At 44.8% G+C, this 24,287-nt stretch carries 22 protein-coding genes; 20 read left to right on the forward strand and 2 right to left on the reverse strand.

What is annotated here, in order from left to right; translation table 11 throughout:
• Positions 1-23 precede the first annotated feature (23 nt).
• From ACQRCC_RS08495 to ACQRCC_RS08545, 11 genes are all read left to right on the forward strand, one after another.
• Positions 24-653 (forward strand): single-stranded DNA-binding protein, encoded by a 630-nt coding sequence (locus ACQRCC_RS08495; protein WP_427850380.1) that lies wholly within the window; start codon positions 24-26, stop codon positions 651-653.
• A gap of 122 nt (positions 654-775) precedes the next feature.
• Entirely contained in the window at positions 776-1,666 is an 891-nt protein-coding gene (gene dapA, locus ACQRCC_RS08500; protein ID WP_427850381.1) for a 4-hydroxy-tetrahydrodipicolinate synthase, read from the forward strand.
• Between the two features lie 51 nt (positions 1,667-1,717).
• Complete coding sequence (gene dapB, locus ACQRCC_RS08505) at positions 1,718-2,476, forward strand: 4-hydroxy-tetrahydrodipicolinate reductase (RefSeq protein ID WP_427850382.1); 759 nt, start codon at positions 1,718-1,720, stop codon at positions 2,474-2,476.
• A gap of 19 nt (positions 2,477-2,495) precedes the next feature.
• Entirely contained in the window at positions 2,496-4,448 is a 1,953-nt protein-coding gene (locus ACQRCC_RS08510; RefSeq protein ID WP_427850383.1) for a fructose-1,6-bisphosphatase, read from the forward strand.
• A gap of 100 nt (positions 4,449-4,548) precedes the next feature.
• A complete protein-coding gene (locus ACQRCC_RS08515; RefSeq protein ID WP_427850384.1) occupies positions 4,549-4,890 on the forward strand; it encodes a hypothetical protein in 342 nt (113 codons plus the stop codon).
• Between the two features lie 68 nt (positions 4,891-4,958).
• Positions 4,959-5,741 (forward strand): phosphoribosylformimino-5-aminoimidazole carboxamide ribotide isomerase, encoded by a 783-nt coding sequence (gene hisA, locus ACQRCC_RS08520; RefSeq protein ID WP_427850385.1) that lies wholly within the window; start codon positions 4,959-4,961, stop codon positions 5,739-5,741.
• Between the two features lie 140 nt (positions 5,742-5,881).
• Entirely contained in the window at positions 5,882-8,446 is a 2,565-nt protein-coding gene (gene secA / locus ACQRCC_RS08525) for a preprotein translocase subunit SecA (RefSeq protein WP_427850386.1), read from the forward strand.
• 38 nt (positions 8,447-8,484) lie between these two features.
• Positions 8,485-9,586, forward strand: a protein-coding gene (prfB, locus tag ACQRCC_RS08530; protein ID WP_427850387.1) for a peptide chain release factor 2 whose coding sequence is annotated in 2 segments (ribosomal slippage) — positions 8,485-8,559 and positions 8,561-9,586 — 1,101 coding nt in all. Because the reading frame shifts where the segments join, the coding sequence is not laid out codon by codon here.
• A gap of 23 nt (positions 9,587-9,609) precedes the next feature.
• Complete coding sequence (locus ACQRCC_RS08535; protein WP_427850388.1) at positions 9,610-10,830, forward strand: homoserine dehydrogenase; 1,221 nt, start codon at positions 9,610-9,612, stop codon at positions 10,828-10,830.
• A 61-nt stretch (positions 10,831-10,891) separates the two neighbouring features.
• Positions 10,892-12,103: a cofactor-independent phosphoglycerate mutase gene (locus ACQRCC_RS08540; protein ID WP_427850389.1), complete on the forward strand. Its 1,212-nt coding sequence runs from the start codon at positions 10,892-10,894 to the stop codon at positions 12,101-12,103.
• Positions 12,097-13,305 carry an aspartate kinase gene (locus ACQRCC_RS08545; RefSeq protein ID WP_427850390.1) on the forward strand — a complete coding sequence of 403 codons (1,209 nt, stop codon included), beginning with the start codon at positions 12,097-12,099 and terminating at the stop codon, positions 13,303-13,305. The genes ACQRCC_RS08540 and ACQRCC_RS08545 overlap by 7 nt, the downstream gene beginning before the upstream one ends.
• Before the next feature lie 57 nt (positions 13,306-13,362).
• Here the strand turns inward: ACQRCC_RS08545 and ACQRCC_RS08550 are convergent, their stop codons facing one another.
• Positions 13,363-13,746 (reverse strand): helix-turn-helix domain-containing protein, encoded by a 384-nt coding sequence (locus ACQRCC_RS08550; RefSeq protein ID WP_427850391.1) that lies wholly within the window; start codon positions 13,744-13,746, stop codon positions 13,363-13,365.
• A gap of 108 nt (positions 13,747-13,854) precedes the next feature.
• Entirely contained in the window at positions 13,855-14,298 is a 444-nt protein-coding gene (locus ACQRCC_RS08555) for a CYTH domain-containing protein (RefSeq protein ID WP_427850392.1), read from the reverse strand.
• 90 nt (positions 14,299-14,388) lie between these two features.
• On the opposite strand from ACQRCC_RS08555, the gene ACQRCC_RS08560 reads away from it, so the two are divergent.
• The 9 genes from ACQRCC_RS08560 to ACQRCC_RS08600 all read left to right on the forward strand — a co-directional run bounded on the left by ACQRCC_RS08560 (position 14,389) and on the right by ACQRCC_RS08600 (position 24,193).
• A complete protein-coding gene (locus ACQRCC_RS08560) occupies positions 14,389-14,946 on the forward strand; it encodes a DJ-1 family glyoxalase III (protein WP_427850393.1) in 558 nt (185 codons plus the stop codon).
• Between the two features lie 112 nt (positions 14,947-15,058).
• Complete coding sequence (tig, locus tag ACQRCC_RS08565; protein ID WP_427850394.1) at positions 15,059-16,345, forward strand: trigger factor; 1,287 nt, start codon at positions 15,059-15,061, stop codon at positions 16,343-16,345.
• Positions 16,329-16,973, forward strand: coding sequence for an ATP-dependent Clp endopeptidase proteolytic subunit ClpP (clpP, locus tag ACQRCC_RS08570; RefSeq protein ID WP_427850395.1), 645 nt, complete (start codon positions 16,329-16,331; stop codon positions 16,971-16,973). The genes tig and clpP overlap by 17 nt, the downstream gene beginning before the upstream one ends.
• A gap of 106 nt (positions 16,974-17,079) precedes the next feature.
• Complete coding sequence (gene clpX, locus ACQRCC_RS08575; RefSeq protein WP_427850396.1) at positions 17,080-18,339, forward strand: ATP-dependent Clp protease ATP-binding subunit ClpX; 1,260 nt, start codon at positions 17,080-17,082, stop codon at positions 18,337-18,339.
• 242 nt (positions 18,340-18,581) lie between these two features.
• The gene (lon, locus tag ACQRCC_RS08580; protein ID WP_427850397.1) at positions 18,582-20,924 is read left to right on the forward strand and encodes an endopeptidase La; all 2,343 of its coding nucleotides are present in this window, start codon (positions 18,582-18,584) and stop codon (positions 20,922-20,924) included.
• Positions 20,925-20,960: 36 nt separating this feature from the next.
• Entirely contained in the window at positions 20,961-21,563 is a 603-nt protein-coding gene (yihA, locus tag ACQRCC_RS08585) for a ribosome biogenesis GTP-binding protein YihA/YsxC (RefSeq protein WP_427850398.1), read from the forward strand.
• A complete protein-coding gene (ytvI, locus tag ACQRCC_RS08590) occupies positions 21,564-22,706 on the forward strand; it encodes a sporulation integral membrane protein YtvI (protein ID WP_427850399.1) in 1,143 nt (380 codons plus the stop codon). It begins immediately after the preceding gene.
• A gap of 11 nt (positions 22,707-22,717) precedes the next feature.
• Positions 22,718-23,668 carry a helix-turn-helix domain-containing protein gene (locus tag ACQRCC_RS08595; protein ID WP_427850400.1) on the forward strand — a complete coding sequence of 317 codons (951 nt, stop codon included), beginning with the start codon at positions 22,718-22,720 and terminating at the stop codon, positions 23,666-23,668.
• Positions 23,669-23,671: 3 nt separating this feature from the next.
• The gene (locus tag ACQRCC_RS08600) at positions 23,672-24,193 is read left to right on the forward strand and encodes a hypothetical protein (protein ID WP_427850401.1); all 522 of its coding nucleotides are present in this window, start codon (positions 23,672-23,674) and stop codon (positions 24,191-24,193) included.
• Positions 24,194-24,287: the final 94 nt, after the last annotated feature.

Genomic DNA, 24,287 nt, shown 5'->3' on the forward strand with positions numbered 1-24,287 from the left:
CAGAGGAAGGGAGATTTACAATTATGTCAGATAAGATTATTGAAAACAATCAGGTAACAATTATGGGAGAAGTGGCTTCTGCATTTACATTCAGCCACGAGGTGTTCGGAGAAGGATTTTACATGGTAGATGTCCTTGTAAAGAGACTCAGTAATTCGGAGGACCGGATACCGCTTATGATCTCAGAGCGCCTCATGGATGTGACACAGGATTACACGGGGGAATTTATTATGGCAAGCGGACAGTTCCGCTCCTACAACCGGCACGATGAACAGAAGAACCGGCTGATATTATCTGTGTTTGTGAGAGAGGTAGCATTTATCGATGAAGAACCGGACGGAGCCCGGACAAATTCTATTTTGCTGGACGGATATATCTGCAAACTGCCGGTGTACAGGAAAACTCCGCTGGGAAGAGAAATTGCAGATCTTCTGCTTGCGGTAAACCGGCCATATGGAAAATCGGATTATATTCCGTGCATTTGCTGGGGGCGTAATGCGAGATTCGCATCATCATTTGAGGTGGGAGAGCATGTGCAGGTGCTGGGAAGAATCCAGAGCAGGGAATATGTGAAAAAGCTTTCTGAGACAGAGACGCAGAAGCGTGTGGCATATGAAGTTTCTGTGAGCAAACTGGAATGTATAGAAGATTAGGATTTCTGTAAAAATGCATCCTGGGGAAAAAACTGCCCCGGTCATCCAAGAGTTTCATTGACATTACATATGAATAATGATAAACTTTTTTAAAGTAAGAAAATGGAAAATGGAGGATCAAGATGGCAATTTTTACAGGTGCAGGCGTGGCATTGGTCACACCATTCCACGAAGATGGAAGTGTAAATTATGACAAATTGGATGAGCTGATAGATTATCACTGCGAGAATGGTACCGACAGTATTATTATCTGTGGAACTACCGGTGAATCTTCTACCTTATCCGAAGAGGAGCATATGGAGTGTATCCGTTTTGCAATTGAGCGGACGAAGAAAAGGATTCCGGTTATTGCGGGAACAGGTTCCAATGCTACATATACAACGATTGATATGTCAAAAGAGGCAGTAGAGTATGGAGCAGACGGACTGCTTCTGGTAACTCCGTATTATAATAAGGCAACTCAGAATGGTCTGATCGCACATTATAAAGCGGTGGCAGCAGAGGCAAAGGCACCGATTATTATGTACAGTGTGGCAAGCAGAACGGGAATGAATATTGCTCCTGAGACAGTGGCAACACTGGTAAAAGAGGTAGATAACATTGTCGGAGTGAAAGAGGCATCCGGCAATATCGGTCAGGTGGCAAGGATCATGAGTCTGACAGACGGCAACATTGATCTGTATTCCGGAAATGATGACCAGATCGTACCTCTTCTGTCCCTGGGCGGAAAGGGAGTAATCTCTGTACTGTCCAATGTGGCTCCGAGAGAGACGCATGATATCTGTGCAAAGTTCTTTGCGGGAGATGTGAAAGGGGCATGTGATCTTCAGTTGAAGGCAATACCTCTTATTGAGCAGCTTTTCTGTGAGGTGAATCCGATCCCGGTCAAGAAGGCTGTGAACCTGATGGGAATGGAATGCGGAGGTCTTCGTATGCCATTGACAGAGCTGTCACCGGAGCATGAAAAATCTCTTGCACAGGCTATGAAGGATTTTGGAATTAAACTGGCATGAGCCACCCCGTACTAACATAGATGAAACAGAGATAAGAGAGGAAACGACATTATGATAAAGGTAATCATGCACGGTTGTAACGGCAGGATGGGCCAGGTCATCAGTCAGATCATCGCTTCAGATGAGAGTGTAGAGATCGTGGCAGGAGTAGACTGGTATATGGGAATAGAGAATCCCTACCCGGTATTTGAGTCGGTAGAAAAATGTGATATCGAGGCGGATGTAGTGATTGATTTTTCCAATGCTGCTGCTGTAGACGGACTTCTGGATTATTGTGTGGAGAAACAGGTTCCGGTGGTGCTCTGTACTACCGGTCTGTCAGAAGAACAGCTTCAGAAGGTTGAGGATGCTTCGAAGAAGGTGGCGATTCTGAAATCTGCCAACATGTCTCTGGGTGTGAATCTGCTGATGAAGCTTTTAAAGGATGCGACGAAGGTACTGGCTCCTTCCGGATTCGATATTGAGATTGTGGAGAAGCACCATAATCAGAAGCTGGATGCGCCGAGCGGAACAGCCATTGCACTGGCAGATTCTATTAACGAAGCAATGGATGATTCATACAGCTATACTTATGACAGAAGTCAGGTGCGCAAAAAGAGAGATTCAAAGGAAATCGGCATTTCTGCTGTACGCGGAGGAACCATCGTTGGAGAGCATGAAGTGATTTACGCAGGTAATGATGAAGTGATCGAGTTTAAGCACACTGCGTATTCTAAAGCAATCTTTGGAAAAGGAGCTGTGGAGGCATCCAAGTTTCTTGCGGGTAAACCGGCTGGCTGGTATGATATGTCAGATGTAATCAACTTATAAGAAGAGGAGTGGAAGGAAGATGGAAGAACTGAAATTCAAATATTTACAGAGGCTTTCAGAACTTTATCCGACCATCGCTCAGGCATCGACAGAAGTGATTAATCTTCAGGCGATACTGAACCTGCCGAAAGGCACAGAACATTTTCTGACGGATATTCATGGGGAATATGAGGCGTTTTCCCATGTCCTTAAGAATGGTTCAGGTTCCGTTCGTCGAAAAATTGACGATGTTTTTGGTAATACTATGAGTAGCAGGGATAAGCAGGCCCTTGCTACTCTTATTTATTATCCGAGAGAGAAGATGGACCGGGTCAAAAAAGAAGAGAGCAACATGGAGGACTGGTATAAGATTACGCTGTATCGTTTGATCGAGGTGTGTAAGAGGACGGCAAGCAAATATACCCGTTCCAAAGTCAGGAAGGCACTGCCCAAAGATTTTGCTTATGTCATTGAAGAGCTGATTACGGAGAAAGCGGAGCTTACGGATAAAGAATCCTATTATAATGAAATTGTAAATACGATTATCCGGGTGCGCCGTGCGGAGGAATTTATCGTTGCGCTCAGTGAGCTGATCCAGAGGCTGATCGTGGATCATCTGCATATTGTCGGGGATATTTATGACAGAGGTCCTGGTCCTCATATTATTATGGAAAAGCTTATGAAACACCACAGTGTGGATATTCAGTGGGGAAATCATGACGTGCTGTGGATGGGAGCTGCGGCCGGACAGAGAGGCTGTATTGCGAATGTGATCCGTATCTGTGCAAGATATGGGAATCTTGACATTCTGGAGGATGGATATGGGATCAATCTGCTTCCGCTGGCGACCTTTGCCATTTCTACCTATGCGGATGATCCGTGCCAGTGCTTTGGACTGAAGGGTACCAGCAGTTATACCGCTCAGGAAAAAGAGATGGAAATTAAAATGCATAAAGCAATCTCTATTATCCAGTTCAAGGTGGAGGGTCAGATTATTCGGAAAAATCCGGGATTTAAGATGGAGAGCAGGAATCTTCTTCACCACATTGATTATGAAAAAGGAACGATTGAGATTGATGGAAAAATATATGAGCTGTTAGATAAGAATTTTCCGACAATTGATCCGAAGCATCCGTATATGCTCACGAAAGAGGAAGAGGATATTATGGAGCGTCTGGAGCGTGCATTCCTGAACTGTGGAAAGCTGCAGGAGCATATGAGATTTCTGCTGAATAAGGGTGGTCTGTATAAGGTATTCAATAATAACCTTTTATACCATGGCTGTGTGCCTCTTAACGAAGACGGCAGCATGAAGTCTGTACGTATTTATGGAAAAACATATAAGGGCAAGGCGCTTTATGAGGCGTTGGAAAGCTATGTGAGAAAAGGGTTCTTTGCTGTGGATCCCAAAGAAAAGGAACGCGGAAAAGACATGATGTGGTACATATGGCTTCATGAAAATTCTCCGTTATTCGGAAAGGATAAGATGGCTACTTTTGAGCGATATTTCCTGGCAGAGAAAGAGACTCATAAAGAGAAAAAGAATCCGTATTATTCTATGCTGGAAAATGAAAAAGTAGTGGACAGTATTATGGAAGAATTTGGTCTGGAGTCCGAGTGTGCACATATTGTCAACGGACATGTCCCGGTAAAGAGCAAAAATGGTGAAAGCCCTATCAAATGCGGCGGTAAAGTACTTGTTATTGATGGAGGCTTTTCAAAGGCATATCAGAAAGAAACGGGAATTGCCGGGTATACATTGATTTATAATTCCTATGGACTGATTCTGGCGGCCCATGATCCGTTTGAGTCGACAGAAGCAGCTATTGAGAAGGAGAGTGATATTCACTCTGACAGTATTGTCATAAAACGGGTTCTGGCACGAAAACGGGTGGAAGATACAGATACGGGAAAAGAAATAAAAGAGCGTATCCAGGATCTGGAACTTTTACTTGAGGCTTACCGCAGTGGTATGATAAAAGAAAAAATATAGAAAAAACTTCCTTTTGTGTAAGAGTATAGAATTTGGGAATCTGCAAATATTACAGATGACAAGTAATACTTGATTATAAATACATGAAAGGGAGAAAAAGATGAAACAGTTCAAAAAATTAATGCTGGTGCTGATGTGTGTAGGAGTACTTGGAAGCCTGACAGCCTGCGGAAGTAATAATAATGCTGATGATAATGTGGCGGGAAATAATTCTGCGGGTCAGAATACGAACGATACCAATGGCACCAAGGCAAATGATGCCACAAACGGCAATACCGATACAAATGGCGTCAATAATAACAATACCGACAATACCAATAACGGTACAGGAATTGCCGATGAGATCGGCGATGATATCCGGGATGGCGCTGAGGATATCGGAAATGATATTGACGGCAATGGCACTAACGACAGAACAGACAATACAATTAACAATAAGTAATACAGAAATCATTTTGCCACAGGCAGATTTTCGAAACTGCCTGTGGTAAAGTGTTGAGGGAGACAGTTATGAGATTCAGACCTTGTATCGATATACATAATGGAAAGGTGAAACAGATTGTAGGAGGAAGTCTGAAGGACGCGGGCGACAGTGCGGATGAAAATTTTGCTTCGGAGTATGACAGCACATTTTATGCAGAGCTTTACAAAAAGGACGGGCTTCGGGGAGGACATATCATATTATTAAATCCCCCTTCTTCCGAATATTATCAGGCCACCAGGGAACAGGCAATGAAAGCTCTTGAAACCTGGCCGGGTGGTATGCAGATCGGTGGCGGCATTACGGCGGACAATGCCGGAGAGTATCTGGAAGCAGGTGCAAGCCATGTGATCGTCACTTCCTATGTGTTTCAAAATGGAGAGATTCGATGGGAAAATCTGCATAAACTGAAAGAGACTGTGGGAAAAGAGCATCTGGTTCTGGATTTAAGCTGCCGGAAAAAAGACGGAGGATATTATATTGTGACCAACCGCTGGCAGACATTTACGGATGTGAAGCTGGAGGTGTCAACACTGGAGATACTGGCGGAATACTGCGATGAATTTCTGGTTCACGGAGTAGATGCAGAAGGAAAGTCTGCCGGTGTGGAAGAAAATCTGGTGGAGATACTGACCGAAGCGGTCAGAGAACATCCGGGAATTTCTGTTACATATGCGGGAGGGATCGGTTCCCTGGAAGACCTTGAGAGGTTCAGGAACATCAGTGATGGGTGTCTGGATATTACAATCGGAAGCGCACTGGATTTGTTCGGCGGAACGATCCCTTATGAGGAGATAAAGCATTGTATGTGAGGAGATGCAGCTTCTTCTTGAATTGCACGATGGATAGTGATAGAATGTTGCTTAGAGTTAATCTTAACGGAGGGATGGCATTACGAAACATAAGGATCGGATGTCATTCCTTAGAATAGTATAAGGAGTAAATAAAAAGCATGGGTTTAATACAGAAGTTATTCGGAACACATAGTGAGAATGAATTGAAGAGAATTTATCCAATTGTTGACAATATCGAGGCGTTGGGACCACAGATGGAACAGCTTTCAGACAGTGAACTGCGGGACAAGACCCGTGAGTTTAAAGAGCGTCTGTCCAAAGGAGAGACGCTGGATGATATCCTTCCGGAAGCATTTGCGGTTGTGCGTGAGGCGGCAACCCGTGTTCTGGGCATGCGCCATTACCGGGTACAGCTCATTGGTGGTATTATCCTGCATCAGGGACGTATTTCTGAGATGAGAACCGGTGAAGGTAAGACCCTGGTTTCCACACTCCCGGCATATTTAAATGCGCTTACCGGTGAAGGTGTGCACGTGGTAACGGTCAATGATTATCTGGCAAAACGTGACGCTGAGTGGATGGGACAGGTTCATGAATTCCTGGGACTGAAGGTCGGCGTGGTATTGAATGGCATGGATAATGATGAACGTCGGGCAGCATATAATTGCGATATTACCTATGTGACCAATAATGAACTTGGATTTGACTACCTGAGAGATAATATGGTGATCTACAAAGAGCAGCTTGTTCAGAGAGGCCTCAAGTATGCCATTATTGACGAGGTAGACTCCGTTCTTATTGATGAGGCGAGAACCCCTCTGATCATTTCCGGACAGAGCGGCAAATCCACAAAACTGTATGAAGCCTGTGATATTCTTGCCCGCCAGCTGGAGCGTGGTGAGGCAAGCGGTGAGTTTTCCAAGATCAATGCCATCATGGGAGAGGATATTGAGGAGACGGGAGACTTTATCGTAAATGAGAAGGAGAAGAACATCAATCTTACCGAGGATGGTGTAAAAAAGGTTGAGAAATTCTTCCATATTGAGAATCTGGCCGATCCGGAGAATCTGGAGATCCAGCATAATATTATTCTGGCTCTGCGTGCGCATAATCTGATGTTCCGTGACCAGGATTACGTGGTAAAAGATGATGAGGTACTGATCGTTGACGAATTTACCGGACGTATTATGCCGGGACGCCGTTATTCGGATGGTCTTCATCAGGCAATCGAGGCGAAGGAGCATGTGAAGGTAAAGAGAGAAAGCAGAACTCTGGCTACCATCACATTCCAGAATCTGTTTAATAAATTTGAGAAAAAATGTGGTATGACCGGTACAGCTCTTACGGAGGAAAAGGAGTTCCGTGAGATTTACGGTATGGACGTAATTGAGATCCCGACTAATGTTCCGGTAATCCGTGTAGATATGGAGGATGCGGTATATAAGACGCAGAAAGAGAAGTTCCGTGCTGTCTGTGACGAGGTGGAAGCAGCTCACGCAAAAGGACAGCCGGTTCTGGTCGGTACCATTACTATTGAAGTATCTGAACTGTTAAGCGGCATGCTTAAGAAACGCGGAATCAAGCATAACGTACTGAATGCCAAGTTCCATGAGATGGAGGCTGAGATCGTAGCTCAGGCAGGACAGCACGGAGCAGTTACCATTGCTACAAATATGGCCGGACGTGGTACGGATATTAAGCTTGACGATGCGGCAAGAGAAGCAGGAGGACTTAAGATCATCGGTACGGAGCGTCATGAATCCAGACGTATTGATAATCAGCTCCGCGGACGTTCCGGACGTCAGGGAGATCCGGGAGAATCCCGTTTCTACATTTCTCTGGAGGACGATCTGATGCGTCTCTTCGGTTCAGAAAAGCTGATGAATGTATTTAATGCCCTTGGTGTGGAAGATGGTGAGCAGATCGAGCATAAGATGCTGACCAGCGCAATCGAAAAAGCACAGGAGAAGATTGAGAATAACAACTTTGGAATTCGTAAGAACCTGTTAGAATATGACCAGGTTATGAATGAACAGAGAGAGATTATTTACGAGGAAAGACGCAAGGTTCTGGATGGAATGAGTATGAGAGATTCCATTTACCATATGATTAATGAGTATGTGGAAAATCTGGTAGATACTACAATATCTCCGGATACTGATTCGGAAGACTGGGATCTGACAGAGCTGAATGTAAGTCTCCACTCTACGATTCCAATGAAGCCTGTTACACCGGAAGAGGTTGTGGACATGCGTCAGAAGGAATTAAAGCATATGCTGAAAGAGCGTGCAGTAAAGGCTTACGAGGAGAAAGAGACAGAATTTCCGGAGATCGAGCATCTGCGTGAGATTGAGCGAGTGGTCCTTCTTAAAGTTATTGATGGAAAATGGATGGCTCATATTGATGATATGGACCAGCTTCGTCAGGGAATTGGGCTGCAGGCATATGGACAGCGCGATCCGAAGGTGGAATACAAGATGCTGGGCTACCAGATGTTTGATGATATGACGAAAGCCATTACGGCAGAGACCATTCGTACACTCTTCCATATTAAAGTGGAACAGAAGGTAGAGCGTGAGCAGGTTGCCAAAGTAACCGGAACCAATAAGGATGACAGTGTGGCTAAGGCACCGAAGAAACGCGAGAATAAAAAGATTTATCCGAATGATCCATGTCCGTGCGGAAGCGGTAAGAAATATAAACAGTGCTGCGGACGCAAGTAGGAATTTTTAAAATATAACAGATAGAAAGAGGTGGGAAAGTGGTTGAACTGGATCAGTTTAAAAGTATCTTAAGCTCTTATGTGGAACCTCTTGCTGAAATGAGGGATTCACTTTGACATCCCTGGCAGGGAACACAGATTAGAAGAGCTGGAGCGAAAGATAGAGGAACCGGGATTCTGGGATGATGCGGAGAATTCCCAGCATGTCATGAAGGAACTGAAGAGTCTGAAGGACGGGCTGGAGACGATTCATAGTCTTTATGGGGCTTATGAAGATCTGGAAGTTCTTCTGGAGATGGCATACGAGGAAGAGGACGCCTCCATGATTCCGGAGATAGAGAAAGATATTCAGAAGTTTGAGGATGCTTATGAGAAACTTCGTATTCAGACTTTGCTGTCAGGTGAATATGATAAATATAATGCAATTGTGACGCTGCACGCAGGGGCAGGCGGTACAGAATCCTGTGACTGGGCCAGCATGCTTTACCGTATGTATAATCGATGGGCAGAGCAGAAAGGTTTTGGAATACAGGTGCTGGATTATCTGCCTGGAGATATTACAGGAATTAAGAATGTTACATTCGAGGTCAGCGGAGAGAACGCCTATGGGTATCTCAAATCTGAGAAAGGCGTGCACCGGCTGGTGCGTATTTCTCCATTTAATGCGGCAGGCAAACGGCAGACATCATTTGCCTCCTGTGACGTGGTACCTGATATTGAGGATGACATCGATATTGAGATTGCAGATGATGACTTGAAAATTGATACTTACCGGGCGAGCGGTGCGGGGGGACAGCATGTCAATAAGACATCTTCGGCTATCCGGATAACCCATCTGCCTACCGGAATCGTGGTGCAGTGCCAGAATGAGCGGTCACAGCATCATAATAAAGAGAAAGCTATGCAGATGCTGAAGGCGAAGCTGACGCTTTTGAAAGAGCAGGAGCAGGCGGATAAGGTATCCGACATCCGCGGCGAGGTAAAGGAAATCGGGTTTGGTAACCAGATACGCTCTTATGTAATGCAGCCCTATACTCTGGTCAAAGACCATCGGACGGGCGAGGAGAGTGGTAATGTCACGGCAGTGCTGGACGGTGCACTGGATCCGTTTATCAATGCTTACCTGAAACAGACTAACTAGAAAGGGATACAAAGGGAGGAATTATGGTAAATATAGCAGTACTTGGATATGGAACAGTTGGATCAGGAGTTGTGGAAGTAATCCGGACCAATCAGAAACTGATTGACCAGAGGGTTGGAGAAGAGCTTCGCATAAAATATGTTCTGGATTTGAAGGAGTTTCCGGGAGACCCGGTTAATGAAGTGCTTACCCATGATTTTGAACAGGTTGTGGGCGACGAGGATGTAAAGATTGTTGTAGAGGTTATGGGAGGAATAGAGCCTGCCTATACATTTGTTAAAAGATGTCTGGAAGCAGGCAAAAGTGTGGCAACTTCCAATAAGGCGCTGGTGGCTAAGCATGGTGCCGAGCTTCTTAAGATTGCGAAGGAAAAGAATATCAACTTTCTCTTTGAGGCGAGTGTGGGAGGTGGAATTCCGATTCTGCGCCCGCTGCATTCTTCTCTTACCGGAGATGAGATTGAGGAGATTACCGGTATTCTGAACGGAACTACCAACTATATGATGACAAAGATGTTCTATGAAGGAGCAGACTATGATGAGGTTCTGAAGGAAGCTCAGGAAAATGGATATGCAGAGCGCAATCCGGAGGCAGATGTGGAAGGACATGACGCATGCCGTAAGATTGCAATTCTTTCTTCCATCATTTCCGGTCATCAGGTAGATTTTGAAGATATTTACTGTGAAGGTATTACAAAGATCACAACAGAGGATATGAAATATGCCAAGGCTATGGGTATGACAATTAAGCTGCTTGCTTCCTGTAAGAGAGAGGGAGATAAGCTGAATGCAATTGTTTGTCCGTGTCTGCTGCGTGGAGAGCATCCGTTGTTCAGTGTGAATGGTGTGTTTAATTCTGTATTTGTTCATGGAAATATGCTTGGTGATGCGATGTTCTATGGCAGTGGTGCAGGAAAACTCCCGACTGCAAGTGCTGTTGTTGGTGATATAGTAGAAGAAGCAAAGAATCTGGATCGGAATCTTGGAGTTATGTGGAGCGCAGATAAGCTTGTTCTGGAAGATAAGAATGATGTCAGCAGACGCTTCTTCGTGAGAGTGGAAGGTTCTGTGGATGAATGGCAGGAACAGATCATCAACGCCTTTGGTATGGTTCAGTTTGTGAAGGCAGAAGGGGTAGATGGAGAATTCGGATTCGTGACAGAGAAGATGCCGGAGGGTGTATATGAAGAGAAAGCAAAGGAATGCCCGGCAGTAATCAAAGCCATGATTCGTGTAGAGGATTAGACAGGCATCCTGCCGAGGGGCAGGAATTCAGACAGAAACGCGAAGGAATGAGGAGACAGCTATGAAATACGTAATTGTACTGAGTGATGGAATGGCGGGAAGACCGCTTGAGGAACTGGGTGGGAAGACCACACTGGAGGCAGCAAAAACTCCGGTGATGGATCGACTTGCTGTAAATGCAGAGATTGGAATGGCAGCTATGGTGCCGGAGGGAATGGCTCCGGGAAGTGATACAGCCAATCTTTCTGTAATGGGATATGATCCGAAGATTTATTATACCGGACGCTCTCCGCTGGAGGCGTTGAGTATCGGTGTGGATATGGCAGCAGATGATGTGTCATTCCGGTGTAATATTGTAACTCTTTCTGAAGAAGAGGGAGCTTATGAGAATCGTACCATTATCGACCACAGTTCGGATGAGATCAGTACCGAAGATGCAGCTGTTCTTGTGGAGGCCCTGAAAGAAGGACTTGCAAGGGAAGGATATGAGTTCTATGTGGGAACCAGCTACAGACATCTTCTGATCTGGAAGCAGGGTCAGGTAGTAGAACTGACTCCTCCTCATGATATTTTAACCAGAAGGATTGGAGATTATCTTCCGAAAGATGCAGTGCTTCGTGAGATGATGGAAAAGAGCTATGAGATTCTGGAGCATCATCCAATCAATGAGGAACGCCGTAAGAAAGGACTGAATCCGGCCAATTCCGCATGGTTCTGGGGTGCCGGAACCAGACCTGCACTTACTTCTTTTGAAGAAAAGACCGGTAAGAAGGGTGTCATGATCTCGGCAGTGGATCTGTTAAAGGGAATTGCTGTAGGTGCAGGCATGGATAAGGTCCTGGTAGAAGGAGCCAATGGCGGTTTACATACGAATTACGAAGGCAAAGCGCAGGCAGCAGTAGATGCTTTGACAAAGGATGGATATGATTTCGCATATGTACATGTAGAGGCACCGGATGAAATGGGACATCAGGGAAGTATTACAGACAAGATCCAGGCTATTGAGAATGTAGATGGCCGGGTGCTGGGACCAATTGTTGACGGATTAGAGAAGGCCGGCGAGGAATATCGAATTCTGGTACTCCCGGATCATCCGACTCCGATCTGCGTCAGAACTCACACAGGAGAGCCGATTCCTTATCTGCTTTATGACAGCAGAAAGGCAGTGGCAGGAATTACAGAATATAATGAAAAAGAAGCAGCAAAGAGTGAGGAACGTTGGCCGGATGGCTATCGGCTGATCGAACATCTGCTGGAGGAGGAGACATGTTAATTGTAAAGAAATTCGGCGGAAGCTCAGTGGCTGATAAAGAACGTATTTTTAATGTAGCGAATCGTTGTGTGGAGGATTACAGAGCAGGGCACGATGTTGTAGTCGTGCTTTCTGCAATGGGAGACACAACGGATGATTTGATTGAACTGGCTCACAGTATTAACCCGGAACCAAAGAAGAGAGAACTGGATATGCTACTGACCACGGGAGAGCAGGTATCCGTAGCCCTTATGGCTATGGCTATGCAGTCTATGGATGTGCCCGCAGTGTCACTGAATGCATTTCAGGTACAGATGCATTCTACATCCAGATATGGAAATGCAAGATTCAAGAGAATTGATACAGATCGTATCCAACATGAGCTGGATTCCAGAAAAATTGTAATTGTTACGGGATTCCAGGGCGTGAATAAATATGATGATATTACCACTCTGGGACGTGGAGGTTCTGACACTACGGCAGTGGCGCTGGCAGCAGTGCTCCATGCAGACAAATGTGAGATTTATACAGATGTAGACGGTGTATATACCGCAGATCCGCGCGTAGTTAAGAATGCGATGAAACTGGATGAGGTCACATACGATGAGATGCTGGAGCTGGCAACTCTGGGTGCCAAGGTGCTGCATAATCGTTCGGTGGAGATGGCTAAGAAATATGGGGTTGAGCTGGTGGTAAGATCCAGTCTGAACCGTTCAGAAGGTACAATAATCAAGGAGAAGGTAAAGATGGAAAAAATGTTGATCACAGGCGTTGCTGCCGATAAGAATACTGCAAGAATCTCTGTTATCGGAGTAGAAGATAAACCGGGAACAGCTTTCAAGATTTTCAATACGCTTGCAAGAAATAATATCAATGTAGACATTATCCTGCAGTCAGTAGGACGTGAGGGAACCAAGGACATCTCCTTTACAGTATCTCAGGACGACTTGAAGGATGCACTGGCAGTTCTGGAGGAACATAAAGAAGCACTCACAATTCAGGAAATTACATTCAATGATCATGTTGCAAAGCTTTCCGTAGTAGGAGCCGGCATGATGAGTAACCCTGGTGTGGCTGCAAAGATGTTTGAGTCTCTCTTTAATTCCAGAGTAAATATTAACATGATTTCCACATCCGAGATCAGAATCACCGTTCTGGTCGATGAGAAAGATATTGATAAAGCGGTAAATGCAGTACATGATGGGTTTGCATTAACGGAATAGAAGATAACAAAAGAGAAGAATCCCGGATGTGTGGATATCTTCTCTTTTTTTGAATTATTAAGTATTCGCTTTTATAAAACCATTGAGAATACACCTGTTATCCTCAGATAGAGAGCGGTAGCCTGAAATCAACTTTGTTTCGGCTTCTGTCAAATAGAGTGTATTGCTGGTCTGTGTATCGATTGCCATGTAGTAGGGTTCGGAAGTTTCTTTAATCAATTGGGAAGGAGAAGCAAGGTTTTCATTTACCAGTTTATCCAACGATACATGAAAAATGCCGGATAACCGTATCAGAGAATCAAGATCCGGGGTGCGCTTGCTGTTCTCATAATTTGAATAAGCCTGTCTGGAAATGTTAAGAGCGGCGCTTAAATCATCCTGAGTCATATTATTCAGTTTTCTTAAGTAGCGCAGATTATTCGCAAGCTGTATATTCGGCATTGCCATACCTCCATTCCTTTTGAACTCAGTATAACAATTTACCGATTAAATGGATAATTATGCAACAAAACATAGCAATATTATAAATAGCAACAAATAGTTGCTATGCTACATTTTGCTCAATGTACTGTTGTGATATTCAGTGGAAAATGTCACATCCTCCCCGAACCATTCCGGGGGAACGAATGCGAGAGCAGTCTCTTCATCCGGGAATTCTACTTCTGCCAGCATCAGCGGCTCCAGATCCCCATGGAAAATGTCCAGTTCTATATTCAATGTGTCAGTCAGGGGTATTACATGACGGGTCTTGCTGATGAGTCTTCCGTCAACCTTTGTCTTCAGGTGCTCATATGCCTTTTCATTCAGGGGAAGGTTATACTCTTCCCGAACCATCAGCCCTTTGGATTTGTAGGTCAGGATATAATCATCGTTGTCACGGCGGATGCGTACCACCGGGTCTGTATTCAGATAACCCTGCTCCATGATGTGGGTTGACGTTATGTTCAGGTTGCCCGGCAGGGAAGAAATCAGGAATTTACGCTCGATTTCCATGGTTTAGTCTCCTTTCAGATTGCATTTTCATAAGTTGTTTGTTACTATTGATTATAGCATGGTTTTGAGATGATTTTAAGGAGGAAGAACATGAAAAAAGTAGCAGTTTTACTTGCAGATGGTTTTGAAGAAATAGAAGCGTTAACAGTAGTGGATATTTTACGGCGTGACAGAGTATATGTGGATACCGTATCTATTACAGAGGATTATATAGTACATGGAGCACACGGAATCAATGTGCAGACCGAAGACCTGTTTGAGGAAGTGAACTTTGCAGAATTTGACATGGTAGTGCTTCCGGGGGGACTGCCGGGAACGACTCATCTGAATGAGCATGAAGGGGTTCGCAGGGTTGTAAAAGATTTTGCTGATAATGGAAAATTTGTGGGAGCCATCTGTGCAGCTCCGAGTATTCTCGGAGGAATGGGACTTCTGAAAGGAAAGAGAGCTGCCTGCTATCCGACGGTAGAGGATAAGCTTCTCGGGGCTGTGATCATGAAGATGCCGGTAGTTCGTGATGGCAACATTATTACAGGCAGAGGTATGGGCACTGCTATTGAATTTGCCCTGAAGCTGACAGAAGTACTGATGGGGCGTGAAGATGCGGAAGAAATTGCTGATTCTATCCTTTTTACCGGGAAAATATAATTCATATCTAGCCAACAGCAAAGATTTATGATATAATCATCTAATGAGTGTATGTAGAATGCTTGCCGTTTATGCTACCGGAAGGCAAGATAGAAATAGGAGGAAATGAAGAATGAGTTTACAGGTAGAAAAGTTAGAGAAAAACATGGCGAAACTTACGATTGAAGTTTCCGCAGATGATTTAGAAAAAGCACTCCAGAGTGCGTACAACAAACAGAAGTCCAAAATCAACATCCCGGGATTCCGTAAAGGAAAAGTTCCGCGTCAGATGATCGAGAAGATGTACGGACCGGAGATCTTTTATGATGATGCAGCAAATGCTCTGATTCCGAAGGCATATGCAGATGCATACGATGAGTGTGAACTGGATATTGTATCACAGCCGAAGATCGATGTTGTACAGATCGAGAAGGGCAAACCGTTCATCTTTACAGCAGAAGTTGCAACAAAGCCGGAAGTAACACTGGGAGAATACAAAGGATTGAAGGTTGACAAAGTATCTAACCGTGTAACTCAGAAGGAAGTAGATGCTAAGATCCAGGAAGAAGCTGAGAAGAATGCAAGAACTATCGTTGTTGAGGACCGTGCGGTACAGGATGGCGATGAGGTTGTTCTTGATTTCGAAGGATTTGTTGACGGAGTTGCATTCGAGGGTGGAAAAGGCGAGAATTATCCGCTTACAATCGGTTCCGGTTCCTTTATTCCGGGATTTGAGGAGCAGTTAGTCGGCGCTGAATCCGGAAAAGAAGTAGAAGTGAATGTAACATTCCCGGAAGATTACCATGCAGAAGATCTGAAGGGAAAACCGGCTGTATTTAAGTGTACTGTACATGAGATCAAGGCAAAAGAACTGCCGGAGATCGATGACGAGTTTGCAGCAGAGGTATCTGAGTTTGATACACTGGAAGAGTATAAAGCTGATGTAAAGGCTAAGATCAAAGCACAGAAAGAAGCAGACGGTAAGGCTAAGAAGGAAGATCAGGCTGTAGAGCAGGCAGTTGCTAATGCAACTATGGAGATTCCGGATGCTATGCTTGATACACAGGTTCGTCAGATGGCAGATGATTTTGCACAGAGAATGATGCAGCAGGGACTGACTATGGAGCAGTATTTCCAGTTTACAGGACTTACAGCTGAGAAAATGATGGAAGACTTACGTCCGCAGGCTCTGAAGCGCATCCAGACACGTCTTGTACTGGAAGCAATTGCTAAGGCTGAGAATATTGAAATCAGCGATGAGAAGCTGGATGAAGAGATCGCTAAGATGGCAGAAGCTTATAAGATGGAAGCAGATAAGCTGAAAGAATTCATGGGCGAAGCTGAAAAGAAACAGATGAAAGAAGATATGGCAGTTCAGGAAGCAGTAACATTCCTGGTAGAGAATGCTGAAGAACAGTAGGATCAGAGACCAATTGCAGCAAAGTGAACAGGAGGCGTGTAATATGAGTTTAGTACCATATGTCGTTGAACAGACCAGTCGTGGAGAGCGCTCCTACGACATTTATTCAAGATTATTGAAGGACAGAATTATTTTCCTTGGTGAGGAAGTGACAGATGTTGCTGCCAATATTATTGTTGCACAGCTTCTTTTTCTGGAAGCAGAGGATCCGGAAAAGGATATCCATCTGTACATTAACAGTCCGGGAGGTTCTGTAACAGCAGGACTTGCAATTTATGATACCATGCAGTATATCAAATGCGATGTAGCTACCTATTGTATGGGTATGGCAGCGAGCATGGGCTCATTCCTTTTGTCAGGAGGAGCAAAAGGTAAACGGTTTGCAATGCCGAATTCAGAGATTATGATTCATCAGCCGTCCGGCGGTGCACAGGGACAGGCAACTGAGATTCAGATCGCAGCAGAGCATATCCTGAAGATTCGTCAGAGACTGAACCAGATTCTGGCAGAAAACACAGGACAGCCTCTGGAAGTAATCCAGCGTGATACAGAAAGAGATAATTTTATGTCTGCAGAAGAGGCAAAGGCTTATGGCCTGGTTGATGAGGTGATTAAAAACCGTAAATAAAGCAGGGGGCGGGTAGGTAAAAAACTTGTTTTGCTTATCTGCCCTTTGTGTCTATAATAAAAAATTCGTAACTGTTCCTTCAGAATAATATGAGAGGTGGAAATAAATGGCGGGAAGAAATGACGATCATATCAGATGCTCTTTTTGTAAGAAGCCCCAGAGTCAGGTGAGAAAGCTGATCGCTGGTCCGGACGGAGTCTTTATCTGTGATGAGTGTGTGGACGTATGCGCGGAGATTATCGAGGAAGAATTAGAATATGAACGCAATAGAAATGCGAATCCTTTCGATGATATTAATCTTTTAAAACCGGAAGAAATAAAAGCATTTCTCGATGAATATGTAATCGGTCAGGAAGAAGCAAAAAAAGTACTGTCCGTTGCTGTGTACAATCACTATAAACGTATTATGGCGCAGCGTAATCTGGGAGTGGAGCTTAGTAAGAGCAATATTCTGATGCTGGGCCCGACCGGATGCGGCAAGACCCTTCTGGCACAGTCACTGGCAAAAGTTCTGAATGTTCCGTTTGCGATTGCAGATGCCACGGCTCTGACAGAGGCCGGATATGTGGGCGAGGACGTAGAGAACATCCTTCTAAAGATTATCCAGGCGGCAGATGGTGACATTGACCGTGCGGAGTATGGAATTATTTATATTGATGAGATTGATAAGATTACAAGAAAATCGGAGAATCCGTCTATTACAAGGGATGTCTCCGGCGAGGGCGTACAGCAGGCGCTTTTGAAAATCATAGAGGGGACAATTGCCAATGTACCTCCTCAGGGAGGAAGAAAGCACCCGCATCAGGAACTGATCCAAATTGATACTACCAATATTCTTTTTATCTGCGGTGGTGCTTTTGAAGGACTCGATAAGATTATTGAGACCAGAATTGATAAGAAATCTATCGGATTTAATGTGGAGATTGCGCAGAACCATGAAGATAATATCGATCGTCTTCTGAAACAGGTGCTTCCACAGGATCTGGTAAAATTCGGACTGATTCCGGAGCTTGTAGGACGTGTTCCGGTAACCGTGTCTCTTGAGATGCTGGATAAAGAAGCCCTGATCAGGATTCTGACAGAGCCGAAGAATGCGATTGTAAAGCAGTATCAGAAGATGCTGGAATTAGATGGTGTAAAACTGACATTTGATAAAAATGCACTGGAGGCTATCGCAGAGACAACGCTTAAGAGACGTACCGGTGCTAGAGGACTCCGTGCGATTATAGAAAATATTATGATGGACACAATGTATCATGCCCCGTCGGATGAGACTTTAACGAGCTGCCGCATCACCAGAGATGTTGTGGAAGGCAGAAACAATCCAGTTTATGAGCATGATGACCTCAGGACGGAGAGTGCATAATCGTTGGGGCGGGCACGCAGTAAAAGTGTGCCCGCCCCGATTGTATACCAGATGAGGGATGACTCCCGCCTCTGTAGGCGGTGTGCAGCAATTATGTATCAGTGGCGGGTTTCAATCCCCCATCTGATATACGCTCCGCGAGGATGCGCAGGAATTCGGATTGGAAATATGTCTGCTATGCAGACCCGAATTCCGCGCCAAGACTCGCGAGCGAGTCTTGAATAAATGGAGGATTTTAACAGATGAGCAGAGAAGTGAGGAGTATGCCGATGGTTGCGCTCCGGGGAATGACAGTTCTTCCGGAGATGGTCATCCATTTTGATGTAAGTAGAGAACGTTCCAAAAAAGCGGTGGAGGAAGCGATGCTGGAAGAAGGACAGCGTATCTTTCTTGTTGCACAAAAGGATATTGATGCAGAAGAACCGACACAGGAAGATGTATTCAGTGTGGGTACTGTTGCGGTAATTAAGCAGATTATTAAGCTGCCCAAGAACATTCTGCGGGTGCTTATTGCAGGAGAAAAACGGGCAGAATTAAATGTGATAGAGTTTCAGGAGCCTTACCTTCGGGCAAATATTACAGTAATAGAAGATATTGATGAGATAGAAGAAAAATTCGGCATGGAATCGGATAATCCGAATGTGGAGGCAATGGCCAGAGGATTGAGGGAAATTTATCTGGAATATACCATGCGTCAGCCGAAATATCCTAAGGATATGGCAAAACAGATCAGTGAATATACAGATCTCAGGAAACTCGTGGACAGTGTTGCCGCGAATGTACCACTGGATTATCGGGATCTTCAGGAGATTCTGGAGGAAGCCAATGTGCTGGATCGTTATCAGCTTCTGGCCTTCAAGCTGGTCAATGAAATGCAGATCATGGATATAAAAGAGGACATTCAGAATAAGGTAAAAGAACGTGTGGATCAGCATCAGAGAGAGTATATCCTGAGGGAACAGCTGAAGCTGATTCGGGAAGAGCTTGGCGAGGATAACACGGTATCAGACGCAGAGGAGTTTCAGGCTGCAACAGAAAAGCTGGAGGCATCGCAGGAAGTAAAGGATAAACTGACGAAAGAAATTAACCGATTTAAAAGCTCCATGCAGAGCCCGGCAGAGAGTGGAGTGTTGCGTACCTATATTGAGACTATGCTGGAAATGCCATGGGATAAGATGGTTGAAGATCATGAGGATATCGGATATGCAAAAGAACTTCTTGATAAAGAGCATTATGGACTGGAAAAAGTGAAGGAACGGGTGCTGGAATTTCTGGCTGTCCGTACGCTGACCAGAAAGGGTGAGAGTCCTATACTTTGTCTTGTGGGACCGCCGGGAACCGGTAAAACTTCTATTGCAAAATCTCTGGCGAAAGCGCTGAAAAAACCATATGTGCGCATTTCTCTCGGAGGCGTGAGGGATGAGGCGGAGATCCGCGGTCACAGAAAAACCTATGTAGGAGCCATGCCGGGGCGCATCGCCAATGGTCTCAAAAGTGCCGGGGTCAAGAACCCGCTTATGCTTCTTGACGAGATTGATAAGGTAAGCTCTGATTATAAGGGAGATACATTTTCCGCCCTTCTGGAGGTGCTGGACAGTGAGCAGAATCACAAGTTCCGTGATCACTATCTGGAAGTGCCTATGGATCTGTCGGAAGTGCTTTTTGTTACAACGGCGAATACGCTCCAGACTATTCCAAGACCTCTTCTTGACAGAATGGAAGTAATCGAGGTCAGCAGTTATACGGAGAACGAGAAGCTTCATATTGCGATGGAGCATCTGATCCCCAAGCAGCTTGACAAGCACGGACTCACACCGGAGCAGCTGTCTATCAGTAAGGGCGCAGTATGGAAAATGGCCAGAAATTATACAAAGGAAGCCGGTGTTCGTCAGCTGGAACGCAAGATCGGTGATATTTGCCGGAAGGCAGCCAGAGAAATCCTGGAGGAAGGAAGAAAGAAAATCCGTGTGACAGAAACAAACCTGCATAAATATCTGGGACGGGAGCTGTACACCTACCAGATGGCAAATCTGACGGATGAGGTGGGAATTGTGCGCGGGCTTGCATGGACCAGTGTGGGAGGTGATACTCTCCAGATAGAGGTGAATGTAATGCCGGGCAAGGGAGAAATCATGCTGACCGGACAGCTTGGAGATGTGATGAAGGAATCTGCCAGAACCGGTATCAGCTATATTCGTTCTGTGAGCAGAAATTACGGTATTGACGATGATTTCTTTGAGAAACATGATATACATATACATATTCCGGAGGGGGCTGTTCCAAAGGATGGACCGTCTGCGGGAATTACCATGGCAACGGCAATGCTGTCTGCCATTACAGAGAAAAAGGTACGTGCCGATATCGCCATGACCGGTGAGATCACCCTCCGTGGCCGGGTACTTCCGATTGGAGGGCTGAAGGAAAAGCTTCTTGCAGCCAAGAGTGCCGGGATGAAGACGGTACTGGTGCCGAAGGAAAATGAAAAAAATGTGGAAGAATTATCCGGAGAAATCACAAAGGGGCTGGAGATCATCCCGGTATCTCACATGAAGGAAGTGCTTGAGAAAGCGCTTATCTGCGAATAAATACAATACCGCTTGCGGAAAGAAAGGAGCAACATTATGATAATCAGAAGTCTGAATCTGGAAACAGTATGCGGAATTACCAGTAAACTTCCTGAAAATGATAAGCCGGAGATTGCATTTGCGGGAAAATCCAACGTAGGGAAGTCTTCCCTTATTAATGCGCTGATGAACCGGAAATCATTTGCCAGAACATCCGCCACACCGGGAAAGACCCAGACGATCAATTTTTATAATATTAATGATGAAATGTACCTGGTGGATCTTCCCGGATATGGATATGCGAAAGTATCCGAGAAGGAGAAGATGAAATGGGGACAGATGATTGAGAGTTACCTTCATAATTCCAAACAGCTGAAAGCAGTATTTCTTCTGATCGATATCCGTCATGAGCCTTCTGCAAATGATAAAATGATGTATGACTGGGTCGTGGAACAGGGATATCATCCGATCATCATTGCAACCAAGCTTGACAAACTGAAAAGAAGTCAGGTGGATAAACATGTGAAAATGGTGAAACAGGGATTGAACCTGATTCCGGGAACAAGAGTAATCCCGTTTTCGGCAGAGACAAAACAGGGACGGGACGAGATCTGGGAACTGGTGGAGACAGAGTTTCTTGAGAAAAAAGAGGTGGAATAGATGCAGATGAGCGTCAGGGAAAGATTGAACGACAACCGGCCTTACTGGAAGGTTCTGGTAAGTCTGGTATTCAGTCTGATAGGAACCATATTATTTATATATCTGGGAATCCGGGCATTAATCTATTTTATGCCGTTTGTGATAGGATGGTTTCTGGCTTTTATCGCAAGTCCTCTGGTAACCTGGCTGGAGCAGCGGTTGAAGATCGTAAAAAAACTGGGTTCAGCGATTACCATTATTCTGGTGCTGTGTGCCTGTGTGGGAGTTATATACTTTGCTGTAAGCAGGGTCTGGGCGGAAATTGCGTCACTGATTCAGAATTTTCCCGAAATGTATGAGGATCTGGAGGCCGGTTTTATGGAAATCGGGATAAAAGGGGAACAGTTATTTGCAAGACTGCCCCAGGGTGTCCAGAATGGCTGGCAGGCGATGATGCAGAACCTGGATCAGACTATGGGAAAACTGATCGGAGAGATGAGTGAGCCGACCATGGAAGTTGCAGGAAGTGTTGCCAAGAGGATTCCTTCCATATTTGTCGCTACGATAGTAACATTTGTATCGGCTTACTTTTTCATTGCACAGAGAGAAGAAATTATTATCTGGGCAAAGAAAATTTCACCGAAACCAATTGTAAGCCGAATGACGATGGTTATGGATAACCTGAAATATGCTGTGGGCGGATATTTTAAGGCCCAGTTTAAGATCATGGCAGTGGTATTTCTCATGCTTTTGGCAGGATTTTCTCTGATAGGAGTCCATTTTTCCATCCTGCTGGCACTGGGAATCGCTTTTCTGGACTTCCTGCCGTTTTTCGGAACCGGTACGGCACTGATCCCATGGGCGGTATATAAATTTCTGGTGGGCAATTACCGGATGGCGATCGCACTTCTGATTCTTTATGCGGTAACACAGGTTGTGCGCCAGCTTATTCAGCCGAAACTGGTGGGAGACAGTATGGGAATGAATCCTCTTCTTACGCTGGTACTTCTGTATATCGGGTATAAACTTGGCAGCGTGCTGGGGATGATCTTTGCAGTACCCATCGGTATGATCGTGGTTAACCTTTATCAGGCAGGAGCTTTCGACTATATTTTAGATGATGTGCGGATCCTGATGGAAGGAATCATGAGCCTGAGAGAGTAAGGAGGAGTGGCATGGCAAAGAAAAAAACAAAGATGCAGTTCCGGTACTATACGATGGCACCAGGTTCCCAGGTACTGGCACTTTTGGGCGAGGACGAGTGGAGAAGAGAATACGGAAAAGATGAGCAGGGAAGATATATCCCGGAGCTCCACTTTCACAATTATATGGAGGTTGGTATCTGCCACGACGGGCGGGGCAAAACTATACTGAGAAATGAGGAATATGAATTTAAAGAAGGAAGTATCGCGATCGTGCCTCCTAATTTCCCACATAATAATGTTTCGGAATACGGAACGACCGGTTTCTGGGAGTGGATGTTCTTTGATATGGAGAACATTCTGCTGGATATGAAGGAAATGTCTCATAATAACCTGGATGTGGAATATCTGAAAAATACAATCTATGATGCACCACTTTTCTTTCGGCAGGAAGAATATCCGCAGATCGCGAATCTGATTCTGGAGATCCGGGATGAGTGTGAGAGAAAAGTTTATATGTATCATGAGAAACTGAGAGGACTTCTGCAGGCTTTTACCGTGGAACTTCTGCGGATTCGAAACATCAGGGATGAGATGTCAAGAAAAAATCCCAGAAACATCCAGATCGTACCGGCAATAGAGTATGTGAAAGCACATTATGCCGAAGAAATCCGGATTCAGGATCTGGCAGACGTGTGCAACATCAGTACCAGTCATTTTCGAAAAATATTTCAGGAGTGTATGCATATGCCGCCCAACGATTATGTGAATGCGATCCGGGTATACGAGGCTGCCAGAATTCTCCTGAAAACCCATTTATCAATGGAAGAAACTGCTTACCGGGTAGGGTATGAAAGCGTATCTACATTTACCCGGAATTTTAAGAAAATTATGGGTATGACCCCGTATCAGTGGAAGAAATCTCCGGATAATTATGCGGGTCAGATGCTGAACTTTAAAATCAGTGCTTTGAAAGGGTGGTAGAATATGGATTACAGAATGGTGAAGGAAGTACATAAGCGGGTAAAGCCTTCTACAAAGATTTTAAAGGTCGTGATGATCGTACTGTGTGTGCTGTTTATGCTTTTTGGAATTGTATTTGACCGGGGAATGCTGTTCCTGGCTCTTCTTATGGCGGGGATGTATTTTCTCTATGATGCTTATGTAATTAAGGATTATGAATATGTGATGGAGGGAAATACCTTTACAATCTCGGTCATTCATGCAAAACGCCGGCGCAGGGAAGAACATGTGCTGGATCTGAAGGATATGGAGGTTCTTGCACCGAACTGGCATGAGGCTGTGGCGAAATACCGTCTGAAGGGCGGAACGGAGAAAATCCCCAAATATGACTATACGTCTTATGAGCCGGAAATTCCCTACTATACGATGATTATTGTGGAGGGGAGAAAGAAGATAAAACTGCTTTTGGATCTGGAAGAAGATATGCTATTTGCAATAAAACGCATGTATCCGAAGAAGGTTTTTGTGCAGAAGTTAGAAAAATAATCGAATTTGCCTGTTTTTTAATTGAATATGCGTGCAATCGGGGAATAAAAACGGTATAATAATGCATAGAGAAAAAGAAAAGGAACGATGTTTT

This window comes from Sporofaciens sp. SGI.106, from assembly GCF_050314255.1.
GTDB lineage: Bacteria > Bacillota > Clostridia > Lachnospirales > Lachnospiraceae > Claveliimonas.

What these genes read in the sequence shown, in the direction of transcription:
- ACQRCC_RS08595 (WP_427850400.1), top strand. Translation starts at nt 22,718, where the DNA reads ATGGCAAAGAAAAAAACAAAGATGCAGTTCCGGTACTATACGATGGCA.
- ACQRCC_RS08560 (WP_427850393.1), top strand. Translation starts at nt 14,389, where the DNA reads ATGAAAAAAGTAGCAGTTTTACTTGCAGATGGTTTTGAAGAAATAGAA.
- yihA (WP_427850398.1), top strand. Translation starts at nt 20,961, where the DNA reads ATGATAATCAGAAGTCTGAATCTGGAAACAGTATGCGGAATTACCAGT.
- clpP (WP_427850395.1), top strand. Translation starts at nt 16,329, where the DNA reads ATGCTGAAGAACAGTAGGATCAGAGACCAATTGCAGCAAAGTGAACAG.
- ACQRCC_RS08545 (WP_427850390.1), top strand. Translation starts at nt 12,097, where the DNA reads ATGTTAATTGTAAAGAAATTCGGCGGAAGCTCAGTGGCTGATAAAGAA.
- lon (WP_427850397.1), top strand. Translation starts at nt 18,582, where the DNA reads ATGAGCAGAGAAGTGAGGAGTATGCCGATGGTTGCGCTCCGGGGAATG.
- ytvI (WP_427850399.1), top strand. Translation starts at nt 21,564, where the DNA reads ATGCAGATGAGCGTCAGGGAAAGATTGAACGACAACCGGCCTTACTGG.
- ACQRCC_RS08510 (WP_427850383.1), top strand. Translation starts at nt 2,496, where the DNA reads ATGGAAGAACTGAAATTCAAATATTTACAGAGGCTTTCAGAACTTTAT.
- ACQRCC_RS08495 (WP_427850380.1), top strand. Translation starts at nt 24, where the DNA reads ATGTCAGATAAGATTATTGAAAACAATCAGGTAACAATTATGGGAGAA.
- ACQRCC_RS08535 (WP_427850388.1), top strand. Translation starts at nt 9,610, where the DNA reads ATGGTAAATATAGCAGTACTTGGATATGGAACAGTTGGATCAGGAGTT.
- ACQRCC_RS08540 (WP_427850389.1), top strand. Translation starts at nt 10,892, where the DNA reads ATGAAATACGTAATTGTACTGAGTGATGGAATGGCGGGAAGACCGCTT.
- ACQRCC_RS08515 (WP_427850384.1), top strand. Translation starts at nt 4,549, where the DNA reads ATGAAACAGTTCAAAAAATTAATGCTGGTGCTGATGTGTGTAGGAGTA.
- dapA (WP_427850381.1), top strand. Translation starts at nt 776, where the DNA reads ATGGCAATTTTTACAGGTGCAGGCGTGGCATTGGTCACACCATTCCAC.
- secA (WP_427850386.1), top strand. Translation starts at nt 5,882, where the DNA reads ATGGGTTTAATACAGAAGTTATTCGGAACACATAGTGAGAATGAATTG.
- hisA (WP_427850385.1), top strand. Translation starts at nt 4,959, where the DNA reads ATGAGATTCAGACCTTGTATCGATATACATAATGGAAAGGTGAAACAG.
- dapB (WP_427850382.1), top strand. Translation starts at nt 1,718, where the DNA reads ATGATAAAGGTAATCATGCACGGTTGTAACGGCAGGATGGGCCAGGTC.
- ACQRCC_RS08600 (WP_427850401.1), top strand. Translation starts at nt 23,672, where the DNA reads ATGGATTACAGAATGGTGAAGGAAGTACATAAGCGGGTAAAGCCTTCT.
- ACQRCC_RS08555 (WP_427850392.1), bottom strand. Translation starts at nt 14,298, where the DNA reads ATGGAAATCGAGCGTAAATTCCTGATTTCTTCCCTGCCGGGCAACCTG.
- tig (WP_427850394.1), top strand. Translation starts at nt 15,059, where the DNA reads ATGAGTTTACAGGTAGAAAAGTTAGAGAAAAACATGGCGAAACTTACG.
- clpX (WP_427850396.1), top strand. Translation starts at nt 17,080, where the DNA reads ATGGCGGGAAGAAATGACGATCATATCAGATGCTCTTTTTGTAAGAAG.
- ACQRCC_RS08550 (WP_427850391.1), bottom strand. Translation starts at nt 13,746, where the DNA reads ATGCCGAATATACAGCTTGCGAATAATCTGCGCTACTTAAGAAAACTG.